The sequence below is a fragment of the Streptomyces sp. NBC_00435 genome, assembly GCF_036014235.1.
Taxonomy (GTDB): Bacteria; Actinomycetota; Actinomycetes; order Streptomycetales; family Streptomycetaceae; genus Streptomyces.
Map to the genome: position 1 here is coordinate 66,601 of NZ_CP107925.1, position 15,015 is coordinate 81,615.

Consider the following 15,015-nt stretch of genomic DNA (forward strand, 5'->3'; position numbering starts at 1 on the left):
CCGGGGCCTGCCTAGGCGGCGATCGCGGCGGCGGTGGCTGGGGCGGCGGCAGCAGCCGTGGCCGCGGTGCCGAACCGGACGGGGTTCGCCAGCGTGACGCCGTGGCTCTTGACGTCGATGACCACCCGGTCGCCGTCGGCGATGCGGAAGCCGTCGTGGAAGCTGGCCTTGTCGGCTCCGAGGAGCACGTAGTTGACCATTCCGGGGCGGCGGATCGCCGGGTACTCGAAGAGGTTGGCCATCATGTCCCGCGCCGTGAAGTACAGGGCGTCCTCACCGCAGTCGAAGCTGCCCTCCCACGCGGCGACGCCGTCCCGCTCGATGGTGACCCGGCCGGTGACCGACTTCGGCGGCTCGCCGAGGAAGAGCCAGGGGGTGAGGGAGGTGTCGCTGAGCTTGCAGTACGGGTTCCAGCCCGGGTTCTGCCGGTGCAGGCCGATGTCGCACAGGTCGTTGCCGAAGGTGTAGCCGGCGTAGTGCGGGTCGCCGTTGTCGTCGTTGACGTAGACGAGCGCGACCTCCGGCTCCTCGATCAGCGCGACCGCCTTGGCGGGCACGACCAGGGTTTCGCCGGGCATGCGCAGCCAGGAGCCGAACCCCTTGAAGAACCAGTTGGGGGCGACGAACTCCTCGTCCGCGCTCGGCTCCTTGTCGAACTTGGACCGGTGCGTCCCCATGAACCCGCTCAGCAGCGCGTTACCGGTGGTGGTGGGGAGCAGCGGCGGGAGGTAGCGCAGGTCGGGGTCGCCGGCGGTGACCGTGATCCGCTCGGCCTCGCTGATGACGGAGGCCACGACCTGCGCGGGCTCGGCGGCGGCGATGAACTCCGCCTGCAGCTGCCCGTCGGCGACCTGGTAGAGCGTCAGGGAGTCGCCGGGGACGGGCAGCTCGAATCCCACGTAGCGCTCGCCCTTGTACTCGCACTCGAACAGGATTGACATGGTGGTCGGCCCTCCTACGGGCGTGGGGCGGCCCAGGGCCGCGCGGAAGCGGGCCGGACGCCGGGGCGTGCCCCCGGTATCCGGAATGTGGTGTTCGATCAGTTGCTGTGCAGGGCCGGTTCGCGGTCGGCGGCCCCGGCGACGAGGCCGTCCAGGACCTCCTCGATGCGGTCGAGCGAGGACCGGATCCACTCGAGGGCCAGCGGGTCGGGGGCCGTCAGGGCGGCCGTGCGCTGCTCGTCGGTGTCGCCGTAGAGCCGGCTGGTGGCGGCGCGCAGCCGCAGGGAGTCCTCGGGCTCGCCGAAGGCGCTGGCCGGGAGCACGCCCACGCCGTGGCGTTCGACCAGCAGCCGGGCCAGGTCCGCTCCGGTGCGCACCCCGTGGGCCCGTGCGAGGTGTTCGCGCAGGGGTTCGAAGTCGGGGTACAGGTAGCAGGTGGCCGTCACCGGGGGGAGCAGGGCTCCGGCGGCCGTGAACCGCTCGGCCACGGCACGGGCCACCGTTTCGTGCAGCCGGCGGCTCGCGGCGACGTGTTCGACCACCTCGGGCGGTTCCTGGAAGGCGTACGCGGCCGCGGCCTGGACCGGCGCCGCGGGGCTGGACCAGATCTGGCTGGCTACGCCGACCAGCCGGTCCCGCAGCGCCTGCCCGGACTCGCCGCCGGGCAGCCGGGCCACCCCGATCCGCCAGCCGCCGATCGCCAGGTTCTTGGTGAGCCCGGTGGTGACGACGGTCCGCTCGGGGGCGTACACGGCGGGGGACACCGCGGGGGTGGCCACGGCGTCGTACACGAGGTCGCAGTAGATCTCGTCGGAGATGATGACGAGGTCGAGCTCCCTGGCCACCTCGCCCAGCCGGCGTACGGTCCCGGGCGCGGCGATGGTCCCGGTCGGGTTGTCCGGCAGGGTGACCACGACGGAGCGCGGATCGTGCCCGGCCGCCCGGGCGGCGGTGACCGCCTCGCGCAGCAGGTCGGGGTCGGGTACTCCGCCCTGGCCCGGCAGCGTCGGGACGGCGAAGTGGCGTACGCCCAGGAGGTCGGCCTGGGCCGCGTAACTGACCCAGCTCGGCTCGGGGATGACCACGTCGCCGCCGACCGCGAGGAGCAGTCCGAACAGCAGCGGTTTGCTGCCGGGTCCGCAGACCACCTGCTCGGGTGCGGTGTCGAGGCCGCGCCGCCGCCAGTAGCCGGCGACCGCCTCGCGCAGTTCCCCGGAGCCGGCGACGGGTCCGTAGGACCCCAGGTGCGCGGCGGCGGCGAGCCTGGCCCTGAGGCCGGGGTGGACGGGCAGGCCGATCTCGCCGCTCGCCATGGAGAGCACGCTCTCGCCGGCCAGGCGCCGCCGGGCGATGGCTTCGTCGGCGGCGAGCGTCGCCGACATGGTCACGTGGGTGGATTCGGGCACGGTGCTCACGCCTCGCCGTACAGCTCGCGGAGGGTGGCCTTGCGCACCTTGCCGGTGAGGGTCTTGGGCAGGGCTTCGATGACCTCCAGGCGGTCCGGCAGGAACCTTTCGTCCAGGTCCGTCTCCCGCAGGTAGGCGCGGAGCTCGGCCAGCGAGGGGTGCTCGTCGCCGCTGGGCACGACCACCGCGAGGATCGGGTCCTCGACGCGGCCCGTCGGGCCGACCAGGGTGGTCTCGGCGACCTTCGGGTGCCGGTTGACGATCGACTCGATCTCGGCCATGGGCACGACCATTCCGTCGCGCTTGATGGCGTCGCTGGCCCGGCACAGGATGCGGATGCCGCCGCGGCCGTCGTCGCGCGCCACGTCGCCGGTGTCGAACCAGGCGTCGTCCAGGAGGTGGGCCTGGTACTCGGCGTCGCGCCGGTAGTAGCCCAGCGCCTGGGAGGCGCCCCGGACCCGCAGGCGGCCGACGGGGGCCCGCTCGGTCGGGTTGAGGCACTTGTCGATCCGGATCTCCATGGCGTCGATCGGCCGGCCGTTGCTGTGCGCCGCCCAGTCCTGGTTGTAGTCGAGCTTGGTGATGGTGACCGGCCCGTTCTCCGACATGCCCCACAGGGAGTAGGTACGGGCGCCGAGGGTCTCGCGCAGATCGTCGACCAGCGGCTGGAGCACCTGCGCGGACCCGGTCACCACGTGGCGCAGCGTGTGCACGTCGCGCGGCTCGTCCCGCTGGGACTGGGCGATGTCGGTGAGGGTGGGCGGGGGGCCGTAGAGCAGCGTGGCGCCGTACTTCTGCACCAGGTCCAGGAGCGCCTCGTTCTTGCGGTGGTCCTGGAAGGCGATGGTGCCGCCCAACATGACGCTCGCGAGGACGCCCTGGCCGAAGCCGGAGTAGTGGACGAGCGGTGTGGTCACGGCGGCGACCAGGTGTTCGTCGAGGAGGAAGGTGTCGACGTATCCCCGGATGGCCGAGTGGACGGTGTTCTGGCTGTGCAGGACCCCCTTGGACTCGCCGGTGGTGCCGGAGGTGAACAGCACCACGAACGGCTCGTCGGGCTGAAGTTCGCGCCCCGCCAGGTCCTCGCCGTGGACGTCCTCCCAGCGGGTCTCGACGAAGTGGTCGCGGAAGTCGACGGCGCCGTCCGGGGCATGGCCGTCCACGATCACCACGTTCTCGAGGGTGGGCAGCTCCTCCTTCAGCCGCAGGCCGATCCCGCCGAGCGGCTCGCCCTCCCACTCCCCCACGGTGATGAGCACGCGGGCCTCGGTCAGCGACAGCCGGTGGCGCAGCGGGTCCTCGGGGGTGGTCGGCGCGATCGGGCAGATGACCGCTCCGACACGGATGCACGCGTACAGGAGGGGGACCATCTCCCAGCGGTTGGGGAGCTGGACCGCCACGAAGTCGCCGCGCTGGACGCCGAGCTCCACCAGGGCGCCGGCGAACCGGTCGGTCAGCTGGCGCAGTTCGATGTAGTCCAGGGTGTCGGTGCGGGCTTCCTCGATGCGCCGGCCGGCGACGGCCAGCTTGTGGGGGCGCAGCCGCGCCTGGCGCCGCAGGTCGTCCAGGAAGGTCTCCCGGCGCCACCAGCCGCGCTGGTAGTACAGCGCTTCGCGGGCCTCGCGCCCGTCCGGCATGGGGCTGGTGATCTCCACGACGGGCATGGCCTCGCGGGTGAGGACGACTCCGTCGACGACCGGCGGGGCCGGCCGCGGCGGTGCTGTCTGGGTCTCGGTCATCGACGGTCCTTCCGGCGGGCGGTGAGCAGGGTCGGCAGGGGGTCGCCGGCCTGCGCGGCGGCGATCTCCAGCAGGTCCCGGGTGTTGCGGCGCACCCGGTCGCCGACCCAGTCGAAGACCCACGCCTTGCGGGCGTCGGCCGGCAGGTCGAAGGGGACGACGCGGGTGACGGCCAGGGCGGCCGAGGCGGCCCCGCCGATGTTGGCGATCACGCCGGGCACGAGGACGGTGCCCGCGGCCCGCACCTTGTCCTTGGCGTCGGCGCTGGAGCTGAGGTTGCCTCCCTCGACCACCAGGGCGGCCCGTACGCGGTGCGCGTTCTCGGCGTTGATCGCGTACTTCTGCGCCGCGAGGATCAGCAGGTCGGCTTCCACGTCCAGCCAGGCGTCCTGCTCGTCGGAGACGGTGACGTCCTGGGGCAGCCGTGAGCGGTCGATCTTCCCGAACTCGTCGGTGATCGCGACGAGGTCGGCCACCGGCAGCCGGTCCGCGCTGATCGTGCCCTGGACGTCGGCGACACCCACGACGGTGTGCCCGCGCTCCTCCAGGAAGTGCGCGACGGCGCGGCCGACGGCGCCGAATCCCTGCACCACGACCCGGGCCGGCCCCGTACGGCCGCTCGCCTCCAGGGCGGTGACCGCGGCGACGCCGACGCCGTGCCCGGTGCAGTCGATCAGCGGCTCGTAGTAGGTGCGCCAGTCGATCGGCATGTCCGGGGCGCCGAGACGGTAGCGCGGGTCGTACCCGGCCTCGTCGAAGAAGACGGCGCGGTCGGCGGGCGTGACGCCCATGTCGATGCCGAGGTGGATGCCGCCGTGCAGCAGCGGCTTGACGGTGCGTCCGAAGGTACGGAAGGTCTCCTCGCGGTCGCTGCCGTCGGCGACGATGCCGGCCTTGGCTCCACCGATCGGCAGGCCGGCGAGGGTGAACTTGTGCGTCATGTCGCGGGCGAGACCGGCCACCTCCTCCTGGGTGACACCGGCGGTCATCCGGGTGCCCCCCATGGCCAGACCGTCGTAGAGCGAGTCGACGACGACCCATCCCCTGATGGATCCGTTGCTGCCGTTCAGCGAAACGGTGAAAGCCGGATCTTGGGGCGTATCCACGGCGAGACCGCCGTCCAGAGAACTCATTGCCAAGGACCTCATAATCGGTTCGGTACGGGTGTCTGTCCGAGCTGAAGGGGTTGCGGCGTGCCGCACGACCGGAGACGGGGGCGGCAAACAGTCGTGCGGCACACCGGTCTAGGGGGTGTCGCTCACTGGTAGGTCTCGGCGAAGCCCCGGAGGATGTCCATTCCGTCGTTGCGGAATTCGAGGTGGGCCTGCGCGCCGAAGATGCGCCCGTCCTCCGACCGGAGGAATTCGACGGGGGCGTGCTCGGAGCGTCCGATGGACCGGAAGCCGGCGGGCGCCGCCTGGAGGTACAGGGTGTGGCGGTGGAAGACCGTCACGGTGGGCTTGACGTAGGAGAAGATGGGCTCCTCCTTGTCGACCTGTACCTCGTAGCCGCCGACGCGCTGGGGGCCCTCGGCGAGCTCCCCGCCGTTCGCGAAGGCGATGATCTGCATTCCGCCGCAGATTCCGAAGACGGGAACCTTCGCGCCCATCACGAGATCGGTGAGCGGACGGTAGTAGTCGCGGTCGTAGGCGCGCACTTTGGTCCCGCTCAGCACGATGGCCTGGTAGCGCGAATCCAGTCGCCCCGGCGCCGAGGCCGCGTCGACCACGTCGGTTTCGGAGCCCAAGTCCTCGAAGCGCTTGCGCAGCTGCTTCAGGGAAAGCGTCCCGTTGTTGACCACTAGAACCCGGGAATTCGCCACGAGCTCTGCTCCTCTCGCTGATCGTTTGTCACGTTCGCGTGATGACGGTGCCGGTGTTCTCAGCGAGCAGGTGCGAAACGGGCGCACTCCCGATGATCACCCGCTCGACGCCGCGGTCCAGGGCCTCGCCGGCGGCCCGCAGCTTCTTGCGCATGCCGCCGGTGGCCCCGCGGTCGCGGAACTCCCCGGCCGCCTCGGCGGTGATCCGGCGGACCGGCTCCCCCTCGATCAGGAGGTGCGCCACATCGGTGACGAGCGTCAGGGAGGTGGCGCTGGAGGCGCCCGCGATGGCGGCCGCGGCCCGGTCGGCGTCGGTGTTCACCTCGTGTCCGGCGCTGTTGCGGGCCAGGGGAGTGACGAGGTAGCAGTGGCCCGGCCGCAGGTCCGTGAACCGGCCCGGGTCCACATCGGTGATGGGGCCCACGAGGTTCTCCAGCTCGACGAGCTGCTTGTCGCGCCACCACCAGCGCTCGCCGACGCCCGCCCGGACCAGGCCGTCGCTGCCGACGAGGCGCTCGACGGTGATGCCCCGCCGGCCCAGCCGCTCGGTGACGTCCCGGCCGAGGGCGTCGCTGACCGCCTTGATGTCGTCGATCACCTCGGTGGTGGTCCACCGGCTCTGGTTGCCGTAGCGGTCGCGCAGGATCGCGGACGGCTCGGTGTAGCGCGGGTTGAGCTCCTTGAGCGGCTTGGACCAGCCGTGCACCAGGATCAGCGGGTTGTGCCTGGCGTGCTCGGCCAGGTCGTCCCACCAGGCGTCGGACATGTCGTCCAGGCAGCTCCCGCCGAGCTTGACGACGGTGGGGGTGACGGCGGGGGTGACCGTGGCGGCGTCGGTGTACACGATGCTCATGCCGGCATCACCGGCTCCATGGTCAGACCCGTCTCCTCGGGCAGCGAGAACCGCAGGTTGAGGGCCTGGATGCCCTGGCCGGCGGCGCCCTTGACCATGTTGTCCAGCGCCGCGAGGACCACGATGCGCTCGCCCTCGGGGTCGTGCAGCACCGTGACGTCGCAGTAGTTGGACCCCAGGACCGCCTGCGGATCGGGGACCGGGATCAGCGTCTCGGTGTTGCGGCGGACTCGGACGAACCGGTGGTTCTTGTAGAACCGCAGGTAGGCGCGCTGCAGCTCGCGGGCGTCCACCTTGTCGTCGGTGAACACGTAGGAGCTGGCGAGCAGTCCGCGCACGTGGGAGACCCCGTACGCCGACATCGTCAGGGAGCCGATCTTCCCCGGCTTGCTGCGCTCCAGGAAGTCGCCGACCTCGGCCGCGTGCCGGTGTCCGACGGGGGCGTACGGTGCGATGGCGCCGGCCCGCAGCGGATGCAGGTCGGCGGTGCGCAGCTGGATGCCGCCGCCGCTGGAGCCGCTCTTGCCGTCCACCAGTACGGTCTTGAGGTTCAGGCCGAGTCCGAGGGTCAGCGGTGCCAGGCCCAGGGTGATGGCCGTGGCGTAGCAGCCGGGCAAGGAGATCAGCGGGGCGCCGACCAGCTGGTCGCCGATGAGTTCCGGTACTCCGTAGACGAAGCGGTCGGCCAGTTCGGTCTGCCGCTCGACCTGGGGGTACCACCGCTCGTGGAGCTCGGGGGTGCGGATGCGGAAGGCGCCGCTCAGGTCGATGACGCAGGGGACCTGGTCGGCCAGCTTCGCGGCGAGCGCGGCCGACGCCGGGGCGGGCGTCGCGAGGAACACCACGTCGCACCGGCCGGAGAGGTCGGCCGCGTCGGTGACGGCCTCGATGCTCAGGCCCAGGTCCAGGCGCAGGCCCGGGTGCAGTTCGGCCGGGCGCCGGCCGACGTTCGAGGATCCGCCCAGGAAGGTCAGTTCCAGCTCGGGATGCTGGGTGACCAGGCGGATCAGCTCACCTCCGGCGAATCCCGAGGCGCCGATAATGCCCACACGGATCATGCGAGGATCTCCTGCACGTAGCGGCGGATGGCCGGGGCGACGTCCACGCCGGTCGCCGACTGGATGGCCCGGAACGCCGGGGCGTGGTTGACCTCGTTGACGACGTAGCCCTCGGGCGTCTTGAAGAGGTCGATGCCGTAGATGCCCTCGCCGAGTTCGTTCACGACGCTGTCGACGATCTTCTGGACCTCGGGGTCGTGGTCCATGGCCTGGTGGCGGTTGCCGAGGGCGGCGTTGCTGCGCCAGTCCTCGCCGGCACTGGCGAACTCCGCGGCGGCGATCAGCTCGCGGCCGACGACGAAGCACCGGACCGAGCTGCCGCCGTCCAGGAACGGCTCGACGAGGCTGGCCTGCTCGAAGCCGTGGCCGAGGTCCTCGATGTAGTCGTAGACGGACTGGGCGGTGTCGGCGTCACGGATGAGCGTGACCCGCTTGCCCATGCCGCCGAAGATCGGCTTGAGGACCAGGGGCAGGGGGAGCTCCCCCAGCGTCTTCTCGAAGTCCTTGCGGGACAGGACGAGACGGTAGTCGGCCACCGGCACACCGGCCTTGCGCAGCAGGGTGCGCAGGGTCAGCTTGTTCTCACAGGCCTGGATGGCGAACGCCGAGTTGAGGGTCTTGATGCCCGAGGCTTCCGCCTGGGTGGCCAGCAGGCCGCCCCGCGTGTAGCTCCGGCTGCGGATGAGGACGACGTCGTAGCCGCTGAGCGACGGGGCGTCCGGGTGACCGAGGGACAGCGATTCGTCGTTGACCCACTCGATCTGCGGACCGACGTCCGGTGCGGTCTGGATCAGCCGGCGTTCTTCCCAGCCGATCCGGTCCGCGACGATGGCGACTTTGCCGCGCATGGAAGGACTCCTCTCCGATTCGCGGCTCACTGGCCCCAGTCTCGGAGGGTTACCTCGACCATCGCGAGGGAGAGCGTGCCGTCCTCCTGGACGTCCTCGACGCGCAGCGTGAGCATGCACTCGGGGCAGGCGAGGGTCTCGCCCTTGCCCATCGGCGGGGTGGTGAGGTCGGTCTCGCACTCGGGGCAGACGGCGGAGAGGGTTGGGGTGGACATGCTGTTCTCCAGAACTGTTGGCCGGGCTTGGTCGGCTGGGCTTGACTGACTGACTGACTGGGCTTGGCTGACTGGCTGGCTGGGTTGGGCTGACTGGGCTTGCGGCAGGGCTTGGCCGGCCGGGCTCAGAGCGACCGGAAGTCGATGGCGGCCTTGCGGATGGCGTCCCGGTCGAGCAGCGGACGACCGCTGCGCTCCTGACGCTCCGTGAGCCACGCGGTGAACGCCTCGATGTCGACGCCGGAGCTTTCCTCCGCCAGCGCCCACGTGACGAGGGCGCTGGTCAGGCGCGAGCGGACGCGCAGTTCGCGGGTGTTGCCGACGAGCTCGGCGGGGAGGGTCTCGTACGCCTCCGGGGTGGTGAGCTGGCCGGGCAGTTCGTACGCGAAGGCGTTCGCGGTGGTGGGCCCGGACTGGAACGCCTGCCCCAGGCCCGCTCCCCTGAGTGCCACGGTGGACAGCTCGGTGAGGTGGGAGAGGTCGAAGCGGGTGTCGCCGTGGATGACGCGGAGCGAGGTCAGCAGCTCGGCCAGCGGGGCGTTGCCGCCGCGCTCGCCGATTCCGCCCACGGTCGTGGAGATCCACTGGGCGCCGGCGCGGACGGCGGCCAGTGAGTTGGCCACCGCCATGCCCAGCATGTTGTGCGAGTGGATCTCGATCTCGGAGCCGTCGATCGCGGTCAGGTCCGCGATCTTCTCCTCCATCTGCCAGGGCGAGAGGTACGCGACGGTCTCGGCGAGCCGGAACCGGTCCGCGCCCGCCTCGAACCCGGCGGTGACGTAGGGGACGAGGCGCTCCCGCGGTGTGCGGGCCCCGTCCTCTCCGCTGAAGGTCACGTGGAAGCCGCGTTCCTTGGCTCCCTCGATGGCCGCCCGGGCGACGCTGATCAGGTACTTCGTGCTCGGCGAGGCCAGCTTGAGCTTCGCGTGCTCCTCGGACGTCGGGATCGAGAACATCACCGACTTGACGCCCAGGCGCAGCGCCTCGTCCAGTGCCTTCTCCACCTGCTGGCGGTCCCGCACCACGACCAGGGTCAGGCTGCGCTCGGGTCCCACCGCCTCGTGCGTGGCCAGGACCAGGTCGGCGTCCTTCGAGTTGGGGCCGGACACCATCCCCACCTCGACCAGTTCCACGCCCGTCTTCACCAGCAGGTCCGCGATGACCGCGGCGTCCTGGGCGGTGAATTCGACGCCGGCCATGTGAGCGGAGTCCCGCAGGGTCGCATCGGATATGTGAGGCAGTCCCTTCGCGGGGCTGTCACCGTTCTCTGATACCGCCATTGCAATTACTCCTTCTCCGGGACCTGTGGAATGCGGCCAGCGAATGTGGCCGGCGGAATGTGCGGTGGGCGTTGACATCAGCTTCTTCGGTCGACCGGCGGGGCGTCAAGGAAACCGGCGTCAGGCCTTCGTCGAGTTTTGTCAAGGATTGTGAGGCCGGGAAAAGTGCCGTCAATTCGAGCACACCGAGGCCCGGGAACGGGAACTCGTGGATTAACGTGACAGACAACTGCGAAAGATGGGTGATTCCCTCATGGACATATTCAGCACACCGCGGCTCGGGGTCGTCGTACCGCCGGAGAACCCCACGGCGGAGCCGGAGTTCAACCGCCTCCTCGGGTCCCGGATGAACGTGTACGGCTCCCGCTTCCCCACGCTTCCGGGCAAGGCCCTGCTGGAAACGCTGGAGAGCTGGAACGACGCGCTGCCCGAATCCCTGGCGTCCTTCGGCTCGATGCGGCTCGACGCCGCTGTGGTCGCGTGCAGCGCCTCGCACTACCTGTTGTCACCCGACGGCGACCGGAAGTTCTGTGCCGAGCTGAGCGAGCGCGCGGGCTTCCCCGTGCAGTCCTCCACCCAGGCCATCCTGGCCGCGTGCGCGGCGCTGGGGGTGACCCGGATGACGCTGGTCTCTCCGTACGAGCCGTGGCTGACCGAGACCTCCGGCCGCTTCTGGCAGGAGGCCGGGATCACGGTCGACCGGGCGGTACCGGTCCCGGCCGGCGATCACTTCGACCCGTACGAGGTGACCACCGGGGACATCCTGGAGGCGGTGCGGCGGGCGGAGCTTCCCGATGACACGGCGCTGCTGTTCACCGGCACGGGGATGTCGACCCTGGGCGCTCTGGAGGAGCTCGCCCGCGACGGCGACCGGGTGCTGCTGACCTCCAACCTGGCCTCCGCCTGGTGGGCGCTGGAGGCCGTGGGAGCCGGTGGCGCCGTCGCCGGGGAGCACCCGCTGCTGGGCCGGCTGGCAGCCCGTGCGGCGGTCGCGCGCTGAGGGGCTGCGCCGCGCTCAGGCCGCCTCGGAGCACTCGCGACCGTGCCCGAGCTTGTAGCCGACGCCCCGTACCGTGACGATCCATTTGCCGGACCCGAGCTTGGCGCGCAGGCTGCTGACGTGGGTGTCGATGGTGCGGCTGGACTCCGTCCAGTCGCATTCCCAGACCTTGGCCATGAGCTCCTTTCGGGAAACGACCCTTTCCGGCGTGGACGCCAGCGTGTAGAGGAGCTCGAATTCCTTCGAGGTCACCTCCACGGGACGGTCGTCCAACCGGACTTCGCGAGACCTTCCGTCTATGTGCAACGGGCGCAGCGAAATCGATTCGGGGGCAGCGGGCGACTGCGGGTGGACGCGGCGCATCACGGCCTCGATACGGGCCATGACCTCCCGGGCTCCGGTCGATTTGAGAACACAGTCGTCCGATCCCGCCTGGAGTGCGAGAACCCGGTCCAATTCGGCGTCGCGGCTGGCGAACGTAATGATGGGAGTGTCGCCGGCGGCGCGTATGGCCCGGCACACCTCCAGTCCGTCGATGTCGGGAAGTTCGAGATCGAGCAGGACGAGGTCGGCCCGCTGGTGCATTCTCAGGGCGTCCGTTCCCGTGGCCACGCCTCTGGCCTGATACCCCTGCCGGCGTAGATTGCGTACCGTCGATTCCGCCGATGCCGACGCCGACCCGGGATCCTCCACCACGAGTACGTTCACCGGCCCCGGTGTTCTAGGTGCCTGGATTTCCGCCATCCCCTGCGTTCCCCTCCCCCGTCCGATCACTGGCCATAGCATAACGAACGTTCTATTTTTTCAACTGGCAGGGGCCACTCCCCCTGCGACTTGGCCAAGTCGGCCCGCCCCCGCCCCGCCCACAACCTGCGACCGGCCCGCGTCCGGCCGTGAGTCGGTAATCAGCCAGTTCTGGTTCAAAGGCGGCAATCCGGGAAGGCGAGGGGTCGTTCGGCCGTTGAGGCTGTGCCGGACCGACCGGCACCGCGAACGGAACACAACCGACCGCGAGGGCACGGAGGTGGCCTGTGGCAGCACCCGTACGGCCCGCCCGGGCATCGCGCCCGGGCCTGGTCAGAACGCGCCACGCTGCCGGAAGTGCCCGCCGACCGCCGCCCGCCTGCCGTGGCCTCATGGGACCACCCCGCTGACGGGCCACTTGACCGAAGAGACACACGTGCGCGTACCCGCCCCACCCGCGGTGTGCCCTCCGGGCCACCGCGCGTCCGGCCACTGCGGCCGGCGGCCCCGGGTGGGTGGAATCCGGAGCGAGTCATGGTGAAACAGGAGAGGGCCGCCCGTACCCGGGAGGCCCTGGTGCAGGCCGCGGCCTCGGCGTTCGACCGCGCGGGGTACGAGGCCACGACACTGGCCCGGGTCAGCAAGGCGGCCGGCATCTCCATCGGCGCCCTGACCTTTCACTTCCGGACGAAGGACGAACTGGCGGACGCCGTACAGCTCCGCGGCGAATCCGTCCTCCGGCAGGCGACGGACCGGGCCGCCGCGCGCGGGGGCCCGCCCCTCCAGTCCGTGATCGCCCTGACCGTGCGGATCGCGGGGCTGCTGGAGGAGGACGCCACGGTCCGCGCCGCCGCGCGGCTCGCGCGCGAGCGCGTGGGCGCCAGCGCCGCCTGGTCCGCGCTGTGGCTGCCCACCCTCGACCGGCTGCTCGCGCGGGCGGAGGGCGAACTGCGCCCGGGCACGGACCGCAAGACGGTCCTCGCCCTGGTCGCCTACCTCGTCACCGGCGCCGAGGCCTACGCCCGCGACCGGGCGGGCACCCCGGGGAGAGCGGCCGACAGCACCGAGCAGCAGCTCACGCGGATCTGGCGGGTGGTCCTGCCCGGGCTGGCGGGCGGGGACCGGGTTTCACCGTGACCCGGGGCCGGCCCGCCCCGGTTCAGGAAGCCGTACTGGACCGCTTGGCGGGAAAGCCGTGCGTCCGGGCGGCGAGCACCACGACGAGGACCGGCGCGAGGAACACCAGGACGCTCCAGGGGAACGAACGGGAACCGAGGAGGTCGAGGAGGATGCCGCCGATGACTCCGCCGCCGGCCATGGCCCCGTTCCACGAGGTGACGAGCATGGCCTGGGCGGCGTCGGCCGACTCCCCGCCCGCGTCGCCCACGGCCGTCTGGAGCAGCGTCGGTGCACCGCCCCAGCCCAGGCCCCACAGGGTCACCGCGGCGTAGACCACGAGGTGGCTGCCGGAGAGCAGGGCCAGCGCGGCGGCCGCCACGGCGATCAGCAGGGTGCTCGCGATCATGAGCGTGCGCAGCCTGCGGTTGATCTGGGCGCCCACGACCCAGATGCTCACGAGCGAGGCGACGCCGAAGACGAGCAGGACCAGGTCGGTGGAGCCGCCCATGCCCAGCTCGTCGAGGAAGGTCGCGATGAAGGTGTAGAGGATGGTGTGGGCCAGGACGAGGACCAGGGTCACGAACAGGACCGGGGTGACTCCGGGGACCCGCAGGGCCCGCAGCATCGGAGGCCCGTCGCTGGCGCGCTGCCCCGGGAAGTCGGGGACCGCCGCGGCGATCCAGCCGAGCAGGACGACGGTGAGCCCGGTCATGGCGAGGAACGCGATCTGCCAGCTCAGGGCCTTGCCGAGGAAGGTCCCCGCGGGGACGCCGAGGGACAGGGCGACCGGGATCCCGGCCATGGAGACGGCGATCGCCCGGCCCTGCAGGTGCGCGGGCGCCATCCGCCGGGCGTAGCCGGCGAGCAGGGCCCAGGCCAGGCCGGCGGCCACACCGGCGACGAAGCGGGCCCCCATCGTCAGGGCGTAGGACGTGGACAGGGCGGTGACCGTGTTGGCGACGCCGAAGCCGGCCATGGCGGTCAGCAGCAGCCGCTTGCGGCGCCAGGCCGCGGTCGCCGCGGTCAGGGGTATCGCTGTGAGGGCGGTTCCGATCGCGTAGATCGTCACCGTCTGGCCGGTCGCCGACTCACTGACGCCCAGGTCCCCGCTCATCGCGGGCAGCAGGCCCGCGGGCAGGGTCTCCGTCAGGCTGGTGATGAAGACCGCCGTGGCGAGGGCGAGCAGGGCGAGCATCGGGAGCTTCTGCTCCCCGGTGGCGGGCCGCACGTCGGCGGGCACTTGTGTGGTCATGGTGTATCAGCTCAAACCTTCGCGAATGTAGGGGTGTCGCCGGCTACGGGACGGCGTGGTGCTGGGCGCCGGCCGCGGCCCGGTGCCCCAGGTGCCCGTCGAGCAGGGTCCGCAGCCGCCTTCGGCCGCGGTGCAGGCGGGAGTTGACCGTGCCGTACGGAATGCCGACCAGTTCGGCGATCTCGTCGTACGGCAGGCCCTCGACGTCGGCGAGGTAGACGACGGTGCGGAAATCGCCCGGGATCGCCCGCAGCGCCTCGCTGATCACCGGGTCGGGTATCCGGTCCATGACCTGGGACTCCGCCGAGGGAAGCCCCCCGGAGGTGTGGGAGGCGGCGCTGGCGAGCTGCCAGTCCTCGATGTCCGAGGTGTGCGCGAAGCGCGGCCCCACCTGCTGTTTGCGGTAGTCGGTGAGGAAGGCGTTGGTGAGGATCCGCAGCAGCCAGGCCCGCAGGTTGGTACCCGGGCGGAACTGGTGGAAGCTGCGGTACGCCCTGGTGTAGGTCTCCTGCACGAGGTCCTCGGCGTCCGCGGGATTGCGGGTCAGCCGGGCCGCGTGGGAGTACAGCAGGGGGCGGTAGCCGACGGCGTCCCGCTCGAAGCGAGTCGAGCGCTGCTCGTCCGTCTCTGTGGCGAGGACCGTGGTCGTGTCCGTCATGAGTTCTTGTGCTCCTGTACTGGCGGAGCCGGATTCGGCACAGTGCACGATGACATATCGATCGTTCGGTTTTCTTTACC

General features: G+C 71.0%; 15 protein-coding genes. 2 read left to right on the top strand and 13 right to left on the bottom strand.

Features of this window, described 5'->3' with window-relative positions; translation table 11 throughout:
* Positions 1-11: 11 nt before the first annotated feature.
* From OG389_RS36085 to OG389_RS36130, 10 genes are all read right to left on the bottom strand, one after another.
* A complete protein-coding gene (locus OG389_RS36085) occupies positions 12-941 on the bottom strand; it encodes a fumarylacetoacetate (FAA) hydrolase (RefSeq protein ID WP_328304527.1) in 930 nt (309 codons plus the stop codon).
* Positions 942-1,039: 98 nt separating this feature from the next.
* Positions 1,040-2,323, bottom strand: a complete 1,284-nt coding sequence (locus OG389_RS36090) for a pyridoxal phosphate-dependent aminotransferase (protein ID WP_328304733.1) — start codon at positions 2,321-2,323, stop codon at positions 1,040-1,042.
* Between the two features lie 29 nt (positions 2,324-2,352).
* Positions 2,353-4,086, bottom strand: coding sequence for an AMP-binding protein (locus OG389_RS36095; protein ID WP_328304529.1), 1,734 nt, complete (start codon positions 4,084-4,086; stop codon positions 2,353-2,355).
* Positions 4,083-5,219 (bottom strand): Glu/Leu/Phe/Val dehydrogenase dimerization domain-containing protein, encoded by a 1,137-nt coding sequence (locus OG389_RS36100; RefSeq protein ID WP_328304531.1) that lies wholly within the window; start codon positions 5,217-5,219, stop codon positions 4,083-4,085. Before OG389_RS36100 ends, OG389_RS36095 begins: the two co-directional genes overlap by 4 nt.
* 125 nt (positions 5,220-5,344) lie before the next feature.
* Positions 5,345-5,908 (bottom strand): glutamine amidotransferase-related protein, encoded by a 564-nt coding sequence (locus tag OG389_RS36105; protein ID WP_328304532.1) that lies wholly within the window; start codon positions 5,906-5,908, stop codon positions 5,345-5,347.
* Between the two features lie 28 nt (positions 5,909-5,936).
* Positions 5,937-6,761 carry an amino acid kinase family protein gene (locus tag OG389_RS36110; RefSeq protein WP_328304534.1) on the bottom strand — a complete coding sequence of 275 codons (825 nt, stop codon included), beginning with the start codon at positions 6,759-6,761 and terminating at the stop codon, positions 5,937-5,939.
* Positions 6,758-7,819 carry an N-acetyl-gamma-glutamyl-phosphate reductase gene (argC, locus tag OG389_RS36115; RefSeq protein WP_328304536.1) on the bottom strand — a complete coding sequence of 354 codons (1,062 nt, stop codon included), beginning with the start codon at positions 7,817-7,819 and terminating at the stop codon, positions 6,758-6,760. Before argC ends, OG389_RS36110 begins: the two co-directional genes overlap by 4 nt.
* On the bottom strand, positions 7,816-8,667 hold the full coding sequence (locus tag OG389_RS36120) for an ATP-grasp domain-containing protein (protein WP_328304538.1): 852 nt from the start codon (positions 8,665-8,667) through the stop codon (positions 7,816-7,818). The genes argC and OG389_RS36120 overlap by 4 nt, the downstream gene beginning before the upstream one ends.
* Before the next feature lie 26 nt (positions 8,668-8,693).
* On the bottom strand, positions 8,694-8,882 hold the full coding sequence (locus tag OG389_RS36125; protein WP_328304540.1) for a lysine biosynthesis protein LysW: 189 nt from the start codon (positions 8,880-8,882) through the stop codon (positions 8,694-8,696).
* Between the two features lie 125 nt (positions 8,883-9,007).
* Entirely contained in the window at positions 9,008-10,162 is a 1,155-nt protein-coding gene (locus tag OG389_RS36130) for a LeuA family protein (protein WP_328304542.1), read from the bottom strand.
* Between the two features lie 253 nt (positions 10,163-10,415).
* Between OG389_RS36130 and OG389_RS36135 the strand changes: the two genes are divergently transcribed.
* A complete protein-coding gene (locus OG389_RS36135; protein WP_328304544.1) occupies positions 10,416-11,162 on the top strand; it encodes a maleate cis-trans isomerase family protein in 747 nt (248 codons plus the stop codon).
* 15 nt (positions 11,163-11,177) lie between these two features.
* On the opposite strand, the gene OG389_RS36140 is transcribed toward OG389_RS36135, so the two are convergent.
* A complete protein-coding gene (locus OG389_RS36140) occupies positions 11,178-11,906 on the bottom strand; it encodes a response regulator transcription factor (RefSeq protein WP_328304546.1) in 729 nt (242 codons plus the stop codon).
* Between the two features lie 534 nt (positions 11,907-12,440).
* On the opposite strand from OG389_RS36140, the gene OG389_RS36145 reads away from it, so the two are divergent.
* The gene (locus tag OG389_RS36145) at positions 12,441-13,043 is read left to right on the top strand and encodes a TetR/AcrR family transcriptional regulator (protein WP_328304548.1); all 603 of its coding nucleotides are present in this window, start codon (positions 12,441-12,443) and stop codon (positions 13,041-13,043) included.
* 22 nt (positions 13,044-13,065) lie between these two features.
* On the opposite strand, the gene OG389_RS36150 is transcribed toward OG389_RS36145, so the two are convergent.
* Both OG389_RS36150 and OG389_RS36155 read right to left on the bottom strand, forming a co-directional pair.
* Positions 13,066-14,277 (bottom strand): MFS transporter, encoded by a 1,212-nt coding sequence (locus OG389_RS36150; protein ID WP_328304550.1) that lies wholly within the window; start codon positions 14,275-14,277, stop codon positions 13,066-13,068.
* A 43-nt stretch (positions 14,278-14,320) separates the two neighbouring features.
* Positions 14,321-14,935, bottom strand: a complete 615-nt coding sequence (locus OG389_RS36155; protein WP_328304552.1) for a sigma-70 family RNA polymerase sigma factor — start codon at positions 14,933-14,935, stop codon at positions 14,321-14,323.
* Positions 14,936-15,015 lie beyond the last annotated feature (80 nt).

What these genes read in the sequence shown, in the direction of transcription:
- OG389_RS36130 (WP_328304542.1), bottom strand. Translation starts at nt 10,162, where the DNA reads ATGGCGGTATCAGAGAACGGTGACAGCCCCGCGAAGGGACTGCCTCAC.
- OG389_RS36140 (WP_328304546.1), bottom strand. Translation starts at nt 11,906, where the DNA reads ATGGCGGAAATCCAGGCACCTAGAACACCGGGGCCGGTGAACGTACTC.
- argC (WP_328304536.1), bottom strand. Translation starts at nt 7,819, where the DNA reads ATGATCCGTGTGGGCATTATCGGCGCCTCGGGATTCGCCGGAGGTGAG.
- OG389_RS36150 (WP_328304550.1), bottom strand. Translation starts at nt 14,277, where the DNA reads ATGACCACACAAGTGCCCGCCGACGTGCGGCCCGCCACCGGGGAGCAG.
- OG389_RS36100 (WP_328304531.1), bottom strand. Translation starts at nt 5,219, where the DNA reads ATGAGTTCTCTGGACGGCGGTCTCGCCGTGGATACGCCCCAAGATCCG.
- OG389_RS36110 (WP_328304534.1), bottom strand. Translation starts at nt 6,761, where the DNA reads ATGAGCATCGTGTACACCGACGCCGCCACGGTCACCCCCGCCGTCACC.
- OG389_RS36120 (WP_328304538.1), bottom strand. Translation starts at nt 8,667, where the DNA reads ATGCGCGGCAAAGTCGCCATCGTCGCGGACCGGATCGGCTGGGAAGAA.
- OG389_RS36155 (WP_328304552.1), bottom strand. Translation starts at nt 14,935, where the DNA reads ATGACGGACACGACCACGGTCCTCGCCACAGAGACGGACGAGCAGCGC.
- OG389_RS36125 (WP_328304540.1), bottom strand. Translation starts at nt 8,882, where the DNA reads ATGTCCACCCCAACCCTCTCCGCCGTCTGCCCCGAGTGCGAGACCGAC.
- OG389_RS36095 (WP_328304529.1), bottom strand. Translation starts at nt 4,086, where the DNA reads ATGACCGAGACCCAGACAGCACCGCCGCGGCCGGCCCCGCCGGTCGTC.
- OG389_RS36145 (WP_328304548.1), top strand. Translation starts at nt 12,441, where the DNA reads ATGGTGAAACAGGAGAGGGCCGCCCGTACCCGGGAGGCCCTGGTGCAG.
- OG389_RS36085 (WP_328304527.1), bottom strand. Translation starts at nt 941, where the DNA reads ATGTCAATCCTGTTCGAGTGCGAGTACAAGGGCGAGCGCTACGTGGGA.
- OG389_RS36090 (WP_328304733.1), bottom strand. Translation starts at nt 2,323, where the DNA reads ATGTCGGCGACGCTCGCCGCCGACGAAGCCATCGCCCGGCGGCGCCTG.
- OG389_RS36135 (WP_328304544.1), top strand. Translation starts at nt 10,416, where the DNA reads ATGGACATATTCAGCACACCGCGGCTCGGGGTCGTCGTACCGCCGGAG.